This window comes from Halorhabdus tiamatea SARL4B (assembly GCF_000470655.1).
Classification (GTDB): domain Archaea; phylum Halobacteriota; class Halobacteria; order Halobacteriales; family Haloarculaceae; genus Halorhabdus; species Halorhabdus tiamatea.
In genome coordinates this window covers 221,260-234,245 of sequence record NC_021913.1, presented here as the reverse complement: position 1 = coordinate 234,245, position 12,986 = coordinate 221,260, and the positions used below count along the sequence as shown (strand labels likewise).

Genomic DNA, 12,986 nt, shown 5'->3' with positions numbered 1-12,986 from the left:
TGGAATATTCCAACAAAGACATATCGAACTCCCGCCCCTACCGTGACGTGATGACAGAGAATCCGGACGCAGCAGGGGGGACGAGCGGCGGCGGACAGCGACGTGAGCTGACCGCCCGCCTCGCCGTTCCCGAGATGGACTGTCCCTCTTGCGCCCAAAAGGTGGACAAGAGCCTCCAGCGTGTCGACGGCATTACTGACGCCACGCTCCAGCCGACCACCGGCACGGCCAACGTCACGTACGACCCTGATCGAACTAGCGAAGCCGACGTAGTCAAGGCGATTGAAGGCGCCGGCTACGAGGTCGTCGGGGGCTCGGACGCCGAGGGCGATGATGAGGACAACCAGGCGACCGACGGCGTCGACATCGCGCCACCATCGGAGGTCTGGACAAGTCCTCGCGCGAAGAAGACGTGGCTCGGCGCGGCGTTCGTCACGCTCGGCCTCCTCTTCGAGTTTCTCCTCACCGGACAGAACGCCACGGTGGCGAGCGTCCTCGAGTACCCGCTCCACATCGCAGATGTCCTGTTCCTCGGCGCCGTCGCCGCCAGCGGCATCCCCGTCGTCCGTAGCGGGTACTACTCCGCGAAGAACCGAAGCCTCGACATCGACCTGCTGATGGGGACGGCGATCATCGCGGCGACCGGTATCGGCTACTTCGTCGAGGCCGCCACGCTGGCCGTCCTATTCAGCATCGCCGAGCTGCTCGAGGACTACGCGATGGACAGGGCACGGGACTCCCTGCGCGAGCTGATGGAACTCTCGCCCGACGAGGCGACCGTCCTTCGCGATGGTGAGGAAGTGACCGTTCCCGCCGAGGAGGTCGACGTTGGCGAGACCGTCGTCGTCCGCCCCGGCGACAAGATTCCGCTCGACGGAACGGTCATCGACGGCGAGAGTGCAGTCGACCAGTCGCCGATCACGGGCGAGAGCGTCCCCGTCGACAAGACTGCCGGCGACGAGGTCTACGCCGGCGCGATCAACGAAGAGGGGTACCTCGAGGTAGAGGTCACCTCGACCGCTGGCGATTCGACGCTCTCGCGCATCATCGAGATGGTCCAGGGCGCACAGGCGAAGAAGACCGAGTCTGAGCAGTTCGTCGACCGCTTCTCCGGCTACTACACACCCCTCGTCGTCGTGCTGGCAATCCTGACCGCCGCAATCCCGCCGCTGGTCATCGCCGACCCCATCTCGGTCGACCTGGCCGGGTACGGGTTCACCTTCGCGAGCGACTGGCAGACCTGGTTCATCCGCGGGCTCACCCTGCTGGTAATCGCCTGCCCCTGTGCGTTCGTCATCTCCACACCCGTCTCGGTGGTGTCGGGCATCACCAGCGCCGCGAAGAACGGCGTCCTGATCAAGGGCGGCAACTACCTCGAAGCGATGGGCGAAGTCGATGCCGTCGCGCTCGACAAGACGGGGACGCTCACGAAGGGCGAACTCGCCGTCACCGATGTCGTCCCGGTCGGCGACACCACTGAGGATGATCTGCTCCGTCGCGCCGCCGGGCTGGAGCGGCGCAGTGAGCACCCCATCGCTGCGGCGATTCTCGCCCGTGCTGAGGAGGCGGGCGTGGGCGACCTGCCCGACCCGAGTGGCTTCGAGAGCCTCACCGGAAAGGGCATCCGCGGGGAGATCGACGGCAAGACGTACTATGCGGGCAAGCCCGCGCTCTTCGAGGAGCTGGGCTTCGACCTCGCTCGGGCACGCCGCGAGACGGACGGCGGCGTCGCGGCGGAAGAGGCGGCCGAGTACGACGACGGGGCATTCGCCGAGGACGCGCTCACCTCACTGGAGCGGGAGGGCAAGACGGTCGTTATCGTCGGGACGGAGTCGGAACTGCTGGGTGCAATCGCCATCGCCGACGAGGTGCGCCCGGCCTCGAAGCGGGCTGTCGAACGCCTGCACGAGCTGGGCGTCGAGCGCGTGGTGATGCTGACCGGCGACAACGAGGGCACCGCCCGCGCCATCGCCGAGCAGGTCGGTGTCGATGAGTATCGCGCCGAACTCCTGCCCGACGAGAAGGTCGACGCAGTCGAGGAGTTACAGGCGGAGTACGGGGAGGTCGCGATGGTCGGCGACGGCATCAATGACGCCCCCGCGCTCGCCACTGCGGAGGTCGGCATCGCGATGGGCGCGGCGGGCACCGACACCGCCCTCGAAACGGCTGATATTGCGTTGATGGGCGACGACATCGGGAAACTCCCGTACCTGTACGACCTGTCGCATACGGCCAACGGCGTGATCCGGCAGAACATCTGGGCGAGCCTCGGCGTGAAGCTTCTGCTCGCGTTAGGCGTGCCGCTGGGCCTGGTCAGCGTTGCGCTGGCAGTCGTTGTCGGAGATATGGGGATGAGCCTCGGCGTCACCGGGAACGCGATGCGGTTGTCACGAATCGAGCCCGACCGGTTCTCCGACACCTGATTCTGCGGCCGAAAAGGCGGGCAGGGCGCTCTTCTTTCGGGACTTACCTCCGCTACATCGAGACAAGTTGTGGTTTGTCTGGGGCAGAAAGGACTGAGCCCCACCGTTGGCTCGTGATTTGATGCCCGAGAATCCAGACAACGATCCGTTTCACGACTGCGAGTTGGATCCCGAGGCGATCCTCGGGACACACACCTTCGAAGACGCCCTGTTCACCGACGAGACGGAAACACCGGTGAACGTGCTCACTGGCGAGACACCAGCCCATTCGCAAGCCACCGTCGAGGAAGCGAAGGCGTTCGCTGCGAGTATCGACACGGACACACCACAAATCGCGCTCCCCGCATCCGTCGAGTCGCAGGTCGAAACACAGAGCAAGCCCTACACGGCGGCCGCGTTCTTCCACTTCAAGGCGACAGGCTCGCTCGAACGCCACCGCGCCTACCACGCCGCATATGACTCGGATGCGTTCACCGTCGACTTCGAAGCTGACTACGAGTCCGGAAACCTGACCATCACAGTCGATCGAACGAACGAGTCCTAAGAATCGACCGCTAGATCGGGTTTTTCGGGCGCCGGCGATGGGTGCCGGCGCAGCAGGAGCGAGCAACGACCCCCGGTGCGTCGGCGTTTCGAGGTGTTCGAGATGCACATGGTCATATACACACTGGTAGAGGCATCGACCCACGACGACGCGCTGGCCACCGGAAAGACGGTGTTCGACCGTCTGGTCGGCGCGGACCCACACGCCGGCGCCGTCTTCGATCGAATTCACCGTAACTCTCAGAGCCGGACGGCGTCGCCAACATTCAAATACGAAACCGCGGATACCCGGGAGCGCATCGATGGGCGATAACGATCTCGAAGCCGTCGAGAACGCCCGTGAGGGACTTCAGAGTCTGTTGGTCGAACACGCACAGGCAGGCGTTCCAGAGCAAGTCCTGGTCGGGCTTCTCCGTGAACAGGCCGCCGAGATCGAACAGTTCGGCTACATCCCGCGCCGGTGGGAGCAACCCGACCAGCAGAAAGTAAGCAAGCGATGAAACGGACCAATACGTTCGAGGTACGTCCCCTCTCCGAGTCGGATGAGACCCTCCTACAAGACGTCATGGACGCGACGGCGAGCTTCTGGAACGAGCTGACCTATGCCCGCCGTCAGCGGTTCTTCGATGACGAGAACATCTGGGAGACCGATGAGTTTCGCGGACAGTACAAAGGCCAACTCGGCGCTGCCGGCGTCCAGACGGTGACACGAAAGAACAACGCCGCCTGGAAGTCGTTTTTCGCGCTGTTGGAAAGCGGTGAAGACGCGTCCCCACCGGGCTACTGGGGGAATCAAGAGGACGGGCGAGATCTCCGGCTGTTCGTTCGGAACGATTCGTACGAGATCGAGTGGGGCGACTACTCCCGGGTCGAAATTCCGGTCGGGCAGGATCTCAAAGAGAAGTATGGACTGGGGTACTACGAACGGCTCCGGCTGGAGGTGCGTGGCGATCCGAAGTGGTCCGGCGAACAGGGCCGACTGGAAATTCAATACGACGAGGTTGAAGACACCTATCGAGCATATCAACCAGTCACAGTCGACGACTCGGACCTGGATTCACCACTGGCTTCCGAAGAAGCCGCCCTCGATTTAGGTGCCAACAATCTCGTTGCCTGTACGACCACGACAGGGGAACAGTACCTCTACGACGGTGAGGAGCTGTTCGAGCAGTTCCGATCGACGACCGAAGAGATCGCGCGCCTGTCGTCCAAGCTGCCGCCAGAGCGGGACACGAGCCAGCGAATCCGCCGGCTCTACCGCAAACGCTCCCGCCGGCGGACCCATGCCCAGAAGGCCCTCATCCGTGACCTCGTTGAACGATTGCACGACGAGGGGATCGCAACGGTGTACCTCGGTGACCTCACCGGCGTCATCGAAATCCAACCATCCCCTGAAATCAACGAGAAGCTGGAGAACTTTTGGGCGTTCAAGCAGTTCATCGATCAGCTGCGGTCCGTCTGTGAGGAGTATGGGATCGAGGTAGTGGAGAAGAGTGAGGCATGGACGAGCCAGACGTGTCTGGAGTGCGGGGAGCAGGACGAGACGGTTCGGCATCGAGAGACGCTGACCTGTCCCTGCGGGTTCGAGGGACACGCCGATCTCACAGCCGCAGAGACGTTCCTCCGGCGGAACACCGAGCAGCAAGTCAGGCCGATGGCGCGGCCCGTGCGGTTCCAGTGGGACAATCACGAGTGGCGTTCGACCACAGACGCCCCTGAGATCGGGACAAATCCCAACGAACAGCGCACAAACCCGTAAGTCACTCCCGTGGACCATCGTCCAGCGTGGAGGAGCCTCATTTCAAGGTGGACGTCAATACGTTACATTCGACGAGGACGAGAGAATTGACGCAATCAGGGAGATTGGCCCTATTTGATTAAGAGGAGTACGCAGTGTTGTATTCAGGCGTCTTTTGCTGAACTGGCCACACAGTGTACTTGCCTACCTAATTCGCACTCAGTTCGTGATTGTAGAGAACAGATGAGACAAGGTAGCTCAGGCAGAAATAGGAGAGCAAGAGTACGGTAATCGTTGTCAGTACGGTCATTATCGAGGAGTAACCGAAGAGGTGTTCCCAGAGTTGACTCAGCTCCCAAGAGATGAACAGTCCAACTCCACCAGCAATCCCGACGACGAGAAGCCAGACCTTTACTGAATCGAAACTAGTCACGGTACTCCACGTTTCTTTGAGGGACTCAAGTACTGGGGACACAAGCAAAAATCGGACATCCAAAGGCAAAATAGTTGTTCTGTATTTACCGAAGCAGCTCACCACATCGAGGCGGGTTCTCACCGACTAATTGGGGGTGAAACAGCTGCTCTGCAGGCGTACATTCCTAACGAAAAGACACATCTACCGTCTACGGTAATTATGCGTATGGGTACTCTTCGAGGTGTGTACCAGCAATTGGATGATCGGGTGCGTGACCTAACTCGTGTTTCCTACGCTCTTCTCGTTGGGTTCGTTTCCGCTGTGGGCGTGCTTGCTGTTCGACTCCTGCTCCCGGGCGATGGAAGTTTTGGACCAGTCGTAATGGGTGTCACGATGGCTGTGGTCTACTACGCCTTTGACCCGAATAACAAGAACTGATACGAACTGCCTCCTCTGTATTTTTCAGATTAGTCTGCACTCACTTGGCCCATATTAACTCTGGAGCTAATACGAGGAGAACAAGGAAGACAACGAGGATACCGAGGCCAAGTGTTCGCAAAACTCCTGCTGAACGTTGTCGGGTCGGAGGAAGAGATTCAGCTAACCCAGAGAACGCAAACGCGATACCTAAAAAGAGCATATTGTGAGGACCGTTGAGTACAATACCGAAATACATCCACCCGAGGATGGAAGCGAACGATAAGAGCAAGAAAGTGAGACTCTTCGGTCGCCCATCCGGCTCACGAAACAACATTCGGCGAAGCGTCTTCACACGTACTAACAGAAGTTTGACCTGATAAAGCGTTCGGCTGTACTGAGCGAATATATCCTTCTGAGTGAGGCCTGTTCCGTACTGCCTCTGAATCATCGTTCTCTCTGGTAGCTGTCTATTCGCGCCAGCGAGAGAGTGGCGCGCGTCGGTGACCGGACCGACGGGCGTTGGAGTGGTTCAGATGCATATGGTCATCTACGCGCTCGTCGAGGCATCGACAGAAAACGAAGCATTAGCTACAGGGAAAACGGTGTTCAATCGATTGGTTGGCGCTGAGCCAAATTCCTGTACAGTATTCGACTATTTTGTGACCTTCGACGAGGAGGACACGTCCGTTGCGAGGAAGGCACGATGGGGGAAGTTGCCGACGGCAGCCCCCGTCGACTCCGATGACGGCCAGGACCTGCTCGAGCGTGGCTGGGAGGCGACGAAGGAGGAATTCGAGCGTAATCTCGATCGGGTGAAGGAGGCCATCGACGAGCTCTCCGACGAGGAGATCATGCGCGACGAGGACCTCGCCCGGCACGCCTTCCACAAGGTCGGTGCGTACGACGGCCCGACGATCTTCCTGTACACCGAACACGGAACCGGCATTCGTCACCGTGGACAGCTGGATCGACTCCTCGAGGAGAGTGAAGAGCTCTGGATCGTACCCGCTGACGTCCACTTCTAAAGGATGTCCAGGATTACCAATTGGCGACGCGAGAGCCGCTCGCCGACACTCGCGTATCGGAACACCGAGACCGGTGCGCGAGCCGTCCTGCATCGAGCCCCGGACTCCTACCGGTACAAATGGCGTGGGGCAATCCTCGTCGACGGCTATCCTGTCTGGTCGCAGGGGTACGAGACGAAGGACGCGAAATCGTTCCGTGACGAGCTCCGGAAACGGCCAGCGCCCGAACTGAGTTGTCCCGAGTGTTCGAACAGTGATGTGGCAACGGGCGGAAAAACGGCTGACGGCGCGAAGACCCAGCGCTGGTTCGAGTGTCGGAACTGTGGGTACGAAGCATCCTCAAGAATCGTGTACGGCGCCGAGCGCTGATTAATGGGAACGTATCCGCGGTGACGAGGGTGTCATAGAACAGTTCCCATACTGCTGCTACGCTCTCGTTGAATCGCTAAGTACAGACTGACGCTCTATCAATATTTAACATGGCTCCTTTTTATTGTTTTTCTGTGCCGAAGTCTGATGCCGATATCAACCGTCTCGGGACGCAGATGATGATTTTGGGTACACAGGTCAGTTTACTTGGTCTCGCTATTGCTCACTACTTCAATCCAGTTGTCGGGCTCACGGTTTTCGCGTCCGGATTCCTCGGAACTATTGGTGTATTCATGGATACTGAGTAGGCGAATTCGCTCAATCCGCAATCCCACTTAGCGGGTGATTCGATACATATGGCCTGAAACTAACCCTTGTGAATCGTTCTATGACACCCTAGCGGTGGCGTTTATTTCTGGGCCGGGATGGGTGGCCCGTCTCAATCGGGCCAGATTCACAGATGAGTCTGGAAGTTATCGACCGTCACAGCGAAGCACTGTTCGAGTTCCTCTGGTGTCCAGTCTGTGGACACGAGGTGTTCAGCCACATCCCGTTCGAGGGGGTGTTCTGCAAGCACTGCAACACACAGGTCGAACTCCAAGAATCCCGAGAGACACGCGGCTACGAGGAGGCCGTGCTCGCCTGCTTCGATACAAGCACGACCTGGAACCTTCACATCGACGAGAAGCTTCGTCGCGATCTTCCGGATGGGTCGGCACGCGTGAAGATTCTTGGCGCACCGGGCGCTTACGAGGTCGATTGGTGGAGTCCAGAGCCGGGCGAGGACTGGGAACCGGTCGAACGTGGCGAATTCGATGATGTCGAGGAGCCAGACGAGGTGTCGCATCTGGCGTAGAGTCCGCGAAAGGGACTGGAGTGTTGTTCCGCTCGACAGGCTTCGCAGTCTCCGTCTCCTCGACCGATCGGAGATTCGCTGGCTCAGCGAATCCACACAAGCACCTTCATCCGTGGCTCCATAGAGTGACGTATGGCAAACGACACGTCGCTGGGGACACGTCTCAAAGCAGAGCTGACAAAGGACTTCACAGTCAGCGTGGTCTCCGTCCTCATGGCGCTGCTCACCATCTACCCGTTGTACCGGACTGGGGTTTCGTTTGCCGCATCTTTTCTACTCTTACTTGCGATCGCGACGCACATCCCGCACGCCTATGAGCAGTACTGGCCGATTACGTACTCTGGCGGTGCCGCCGTCGTGTGGACGATCTCAGCGGCGCTCGTTACGTCGGGAATTCTCATCGGTGCCTACCAGCTCGCCCTGACCTTCGTGGAGAGTCCATACGCCGGTATCATCGCGTACCTCGTGACCGTCGTCCTCCAGTTTGGCACCGCCGCGCTATTTAAGCGCGTCCACCAAACCTCGTGACTAACATCTGGCGACGAATGAATGATCTGTCCCTGGAGCGTCCGAAATGAGCGTAGGTGTCGCACTCAATCGTGTCCCTCGCCGGGAACTCCAAGGAGCACGAGTGACACAGGAGAGGGTACGCGTGGGTAATGAACCGGACACCGACGAGATTCTCGCGCTCCTTGACGACAGTTACGCCCAGGAGATCCTCCGGCGGACGCGAGACGATGCGATGTCCGCAAAGGAACTTAGTGAGGCCTGTGACATCTCGATTTCCACGGTGTATCGTCGTGCGGAGCGCCTTGTCGACTGCGGGCTCCTCGCGGAACGACGGGTACCGCAACCCGACGGGAACCACTACAGCATGTACGAAGCGCGATTGGACGAACTCACGGTTCGGCTCACCGACGACGGGTTCGAGATTACGGTCGCCGAGCGAGCAACCGGACACCTCGCCGACCGCTTTACCGAGATGTGGGAGGGCCTGTGATGACGGCACTACAGATGGGCGGCGTGCAGCCCCAATCCGAGTATCTCCTATTGCTCTCGGCGACGCTGATCGCGACGGGACTGGCGCTGTTCATCGTGTTTCACGCCTACTCGGGCTACCGCCGGAACAACAGCACACGAATGCTGTACCTCGCGGTGGGCCTCTGCCTCATCACTGTCGTCCCGATGGCCCTCTCGATCGGGATCAATTCGCTCGGCCAGAGTATCGGCTTCCAGTCGCGGGTCTATACGTTCTATCTCCCGCTTCTCAGCAGAATCAGCGAAATCATTGGCCTGTGTACCCTCCTCTATTCTCTCCTTGTGGTTCCGAGCCCCCCTCGATAATCCGGGAAGACAGAAATTGACGCGTCTGCTTCTGTGACGCAGCTCTCCGGAGAGACCGGCAATACGTATCAAAAGAAGTGAGTTATATCTCGTTGGTTCCGTCTCACCGGCCTTGTTTAGACGCTCCCGATAACGTGGGTTAGTGTCTGTGTTGGCTGAACAGGATCGTCTATGAGAGCCTCTCTGTTCGATTTCGTTCTTCGGATAGAGACCGTTTCGTCTGATCTACACCGCGTCTAAACAAGGCCGACGCCCCCGATAACGGAGGCTGGTGTCTGTGTCGGATGAACAGGATCAGTCTGTGAGAGCCTCTCTGTTCGATTTCGTCTATCGGATAGCGACCGGTTCGTCCAATCCTCGCTGCGTCTAAACAAGGCCCGTCTCACCATAGTCCAACGGAGCAGAAACCCTAGCACCATCGAGGTCGTCACGAACCGCTCTCCAGTAACGTCGTGACTTCGCCCGAGCGAGAGATTTATGCTGTCTTCAATACATTTTGTGGACGTGAACGAAGAGTTCGTCGACGCACTCCGGGAGGAATTCCGGCCCCGGGCCGTCGCTGCCATACTGGCCGTTCTCGTGGCGCTCGCCGTGGTCAGCGACGATCTCTGGCAGGTCGCGTATCTCGGTGCGCTGGCGGCACTCGCGGGCGTGCTGAGCGCTGCGATGGAGGCCGAGATGCTCGACCGGCGTCTGGTCTGGATCGGCGTCGGCTGCGTTCTCGGGGTCGGCGGTACGGTGCTCTGGCTCTCCGGCGAGGGCAACGTCGCCGGACGCGTCCTCGCTGCCGTCGCCCTCCTCGCCGGCCCCTGGTTGGCGCTCGATAGCGCGGTCGCCCGTTGGACGGGGATCGACGCGGCCGCCGACCGCCCAGACCTCGGGCTCGAGGACGCGGACGCCGGTGAGGCCATGCTGACGATGCAGGTGACGCGACTCGTCCACGAGGAACTCCGTGCAGCGGACCACCCCCTGACGGTCGGCGAGGTCGCTGAACGGACCGACATCGGGGAACGCCGCGTCGAGACTGCCCTCAAGTTCCTGGAACACGACGCCAGGGCGACTGCCACTGACGCCGGGTACGTCCACGACGATACCTACGCCGGCAAACGAGGTGAGATCCGCCGGCTTGGCCGCCGGCTGACCAGGCCCGTCCGCCTGCTCGCTGCAGCTCGGTGATTCCGGGCCGTACCAACCAACGATTGTGAATCGCTACGAACTGATCGCTCTCAACACCCTCCACTACCTAGTGCTGTCAGTTGCGCTCGGTTCCTCCGTTGTGACATCCAGGAAGACGTCTTCGAGAGTGCTGTCTTCACTGGTTTCCAAGCGGTCTTTCAGCTCTGCAGGCGGTCCTTCTGCAACGAGCTGGCCGTCGTAGAGAATCCCGACCTCAGTAGCGATTTCCTCGACGACAGGAAGGATGTGGGTCGAGAGAAAGACCGTCATGTCGCCGGCAGCGAGTTCGGTGATCGTCTCACGGACGGTCCGTGCTGCCCGGGGGTCGAGGCCAGCAGTCGGTTCATCGAGAAACGCGACTGTGGGGTCGTGCATGATCGCCTGGATGAGCCCTGTCTTCTGTCGCATCCCCTTGGAATACGTTGCGATCCGGTCATCGGCCGCGTCGGTGAGGTCGAATCGGCCGAGCAGCGTCTCGATGCGCTCTTCGATCTGACTCCGATCCATGTTGCGTAACCCGCCGTGGTATTCGAGTTGCTCGCGGGCAGTGAATTCCTCGTGGATCGGCGGTGACTCGGGCAAGTAGCCGATGTGATCGATGACTGCCTCGCGGTCGGTGATCGACGCACCGGCGACGCGTCCGGACCCGCTGGTCGGTGGCAGCAACGCTGTGAGCATCCTGATCGTCGTCGTCTTCCCCGCGCCGTTCGGGCCGAGAAACCCGTACACTGCCCCATGTTCGACGGTGAGATCGAGGCTGTCGACGGCCGTCGTCTCCCCGTACTCCTTCGTCAGGTCGTCAGTGACGATCGCGCGACGGTCACCCGTCCCCGTATCGGTTTCGTGCTCGGTTGCGGTCGTCGGTTCGTTCGGACTGTTGGTCATAGTCTGGATCACCCGATTTGATAGTCGCGGAACCGCTGCACTGCTATTCGGAAGGCGATTCTCGTGACTGCAACGACGAGTAGTAGCGTCAGAAAGAGAGAGCCGATCTGGACCCCGAGGGCCGGGATGCCAAGCGCTTCGACACGCTCGTAGACGGGTGGGGCATTTCCCAGAAATGCCGGGACGGTCACAAGCGTCACGACAGCGAATATCGATCCGAGCCGAAGGAATCCGTTCAGTCCGATTTCCGCATATACGGGAATGTCAGTGAAGAATGATGACATGGGGGTATAGTCGTAGCGCTCCACGCCCATACCGATCGCAAGCGCCACGGATGCGGTACACGTCGACACTGTAACGCCGACGAGGGCTATCACGATCGTCTGGATGGTCCCGACGAGGCTACTAATGCCGAGCGGGACGATAACGAGCAGGACGAGTGGCGCACCGACGGTGGTGGCAGCCAGCACCAAGCCGCCAGCGAACTGTTGTCCATCGACCGTCGTGAACAGCATCGGCAAGGTCCGGTATTCCGTTCCGATCGGGGCAGATGCGAATGCGATTCCAGCCATCATGCCAAGGCCGACCGCGAACAACAACAGCAAGCCGTTCGGCCCGCCGCCACCGATAGCGACTGCCGGAAACCCGAACATTCCGACGAGAAACACCACGTAGCCGCTCATCAACAGGCCACGTGGACCGCGCCGCTCCAGCAGCCATCGTTCCCGAGCGACGGTGTACGCGGCACGCGGGATGCGATCACCGACGAATCGCTCCAGTACCCCTTCCTTGAGGAGAGAGTGAGAGCCGCTCGATCCCGTCGATCCGACCGAACTGACCGGTTCGCTTTCCCAGATCCGGCGCGCGAAGACGGTTGATCCGGCCACGAGGACGGGGACCGTGAGTACGAGGAGCCCAAGCGCGCCGAACGCGTGACCGACCGATCCGAACGAGGACTCCACACTACCGAGGAGCGCCAGATCGACGAACCACGCAAGCGGCAACGCGCCGAACACCGCGAGTAACGGGGCGAGCGATATCGACAGCTCCTGAAGGATCATGAAGCCAATCATGAGCGGGATCCAGCCGAACACAATGAGAATATCCCTGTAGACGCGAACTCGCGTGAGTCGCAGTGCGACGAGGCGGGCGGCGAGTCTGCTCGTGGTTCCAAGTGCCACGGCGAGCGAAGCGATGCCCGCAATCGCCACGAGGACCGTGATACCAACCGTCGGTGACCGGAGGCCGACCGCGATTCCAACCGCGACGCCGAGCGTCGGCAGGGCGAGCGTGGTGATCAGCCGAGCGTAGACGAATCCTAGGAGTCCCAGGGTGGCCGTCCTCGCGGGAACGGTCGTCAACAGTGGATCCGGGCTCAGCCGCTCGAATCGAGCGTGCGTGTACTGGGAACTCCGCCACGCCATCCAGACGAATGTGACGCTCACGAGAAGGCTCAATAGCTCGTATGGAAGCGGTTGTCCCGTGGTGAGGTCACGCCCTAGTGAGTGAGCGAGCCATCCGAGGACGAGAGTGATTGCGGCGACTGCGACCAGCAGGACGGGACGTCCTGTTAGTGGAGTTCCGAATTCCCGCCGGTGACGCGTCCATTCGGCACGCGCGATTCGCAAACTCCCTCCGGCCATAGTGAGACGTACTCCTGCGAACTGATATAAGAGGGTGTTCGGCGTCGACTGACTGTTTGAACTCTTTTCCCAACTGGTGTACAATCCTCTAGTTGCGCACTGTCACTGCTTGTGTTGTTTCTGCGCCGGCGATGGGTGCCGGCGCACTA

The 12,986-nt window shown here is 60.3% G+C and carries 14 protein-coding genes; 12 read left to right on the top strand and 2 right to left on the bottom strand.

Features of this window, described 5'->3' with window-relative positions; all coding sequences use genetic code 11:
- The first annotated feature begins 50 nt into the window (after positions 1 to 50).
- From HTIA_RS14965 to HTIA_RS14900, 12 genes are all read left to right on the top strand, one after another.
- Positions 51 to 2,423: a heavy metal translocating P-type ATPase gene (locus HTIA_RS14965; protein WP_021029480.1), complete on the top strand. Its 2,373-nt coding sequence runs from the start codon at positions 51 to 53 to the stop codon at positions 2,421 to 2,423.
- A gap of 121 nt (positions 2,424 to 2,544) precedes the next feature.
- Positions 2,545 to 2,967: a hypothetical protein gene (locus HTIA_RS14960; protein ID WP_008526040.1), complete on the top strand. Its 423-nt coding sequence runs from the start codon at positions 2,545 to 2,547 to the stop codon at positions 2,965 to 2,967.
- A gap of 108 nt (positions 2,968 to 3,075) precedes the next feature.
- The gene (locus HTIA_RS14955) at positions 3,076 to 3,279 is read left to right on the top strand and encodes a hypothetical protein (protein WP_044951437.1); all 204 of its coding nucleotides are present in this window, start codon (positions 3,076 to 3,078) and stop codon (positions 3,277 to 3,279) included.
- The gene (locus tag HTIA_RS14950) at positions 3,269 to 3,466 is read left to right on the top strand and encodes a hypothetical protein (RefSeq protein WP_008526043.1); all 198 of its coding nucleotides are present in this window, start codon (positions 3,269 to 3,271) and stop codon (positions 3,464 to 3,466) included. The genes HTIA_RS14955 and HTIA_RS14950 overlap by 11 nt, the downstream gene beginning before the upstream one ends.
- Positions 3,463 to 4,725, top strand: coding sequence for an RNA-guided endonuclease InsQ/TnpB family protein (locus tag HTIA_RS14945; RefSeq protein ID WP_008526046.1), 1,263 nt, complete (start codon positions 3,463 to 3,465; stop codon positions 4,723 to 4,725). Before HTIA_RS14950 ends, HTIA_RS14945 begins: the two co-directional genes overlap by 4 nt.
- 1,347 nt (positions 4,726 to 6,072) lie before the next feature.
- Positions 6,073 to 6,564, top strand: coding sequence for a hypothetical protein (locus HTIA_RS14930; RefSeq protein WP_008526050.1), 492 nt, complete (start codon positions 6,073 to 6,075; stop codon positions 6,562 to 6,564).
- Positions 6,565 to 6,567: 3 nt separating this feature from the next.
- Entirely contained in the window at positions 6,568 to 6,933 is a 366-nt protein-coding gene (locus tag HTIA_RS14925) for a DUF7568 family protein (protein WP_008526051.1), read from the top strand.
- A gap of 460 nt (positions 6,934 to 7,393) precedes the next feature.
- Positions 7,394 to 7,789, top strand: coding sequence for a DUF7567 family protein (locus HTIA_RS14920; RefSeq protein WP_008526053.1), 396 nt, complete (start codon positions 7,394 to 7,396; stop codon positions 7,787 to 7,789).
- A 132-nt stretch (positions 7,790 to 7,921) separates the two neighbouring features.
- Positions 7,922 to 8,317 (top strand): hypothetical protein, encoded by a 396-nt coding sequence (locus tag HTIA_RS14915; RefSeq protein ID WP_008526054.1) that lies wholly within the window; start codon positions 7,922 to 7,924, stop codon positions 8,315 to 8,317.
- 124 nt (positions 8,318 to 8,441) lie between these two features.
- Positions 8,442 to 8,789, top strand: a complete 348-nt coding sequence (locus HTIA_RS14910) for a winged helix-turn-helix domain-containing protein (RefSeq protein WP_008526055.1) — start codon at positions 8,442 to 8,444, stop codon at positions 8,787 to 8,789.
- A complete protein-coding gene (locus tag HTIA_RS14905; protein ID WP_008526056.1) occupies positions 8,789 to 9,133 on the top strand; it encodes a hypothetical protein in 345 nt (114 codons plus the stop codon). The genes HTIA_RS14910 and HTIA_RS14905 overlap by 1 nt, the downstream gene beginning before the upstream one ends.
- Positions 9,134 to 9,637: 504 nt before the next feature.
- Positions 9,638 to 10,309 carry a hypothetical protein gene (locus tag HTIA_RS14900; RefSeq protein WP_049938224.1) on the top strand — a complete coding sequence of 224 codons (672 nt, stop codon included), beginning with the start codon at positions 9,638 to 9,640 and terminating at the stop codon, positions 10,307 to 10,309.
- Between the two features lie 63 nt (positions 10,310 to 10,372).
- Here the strand turns inward: HTIA_RS14900 and HTIA_RS14895 are convergent, their stop codons facing one another.
- Complete coding sequence (locus HTIA_RS14895; RefSeq protein WP_008526059.1) at positions 10,373 to 11,194, bottom strand: ABC transporter ATP-binding protein; 822 nt, start codon at positions 11,192 to 11,194, stop codon at positions 10,373 to 10,375.
- Between the two features lie 8 nt (positions 11,195 to 11,202).
- Entirely contained in the window at positions 11,203 to 12,639 is a 1,437-nt protein-coding gene (locus tag HTIA_RS17265; RefSeq protein ID WP_008526061.1) for a hypothetical protein, read from the bottom strand.
- Between the last annotated feature and the right edge of the window lie 347 nt (positions 12,640 to 12,986).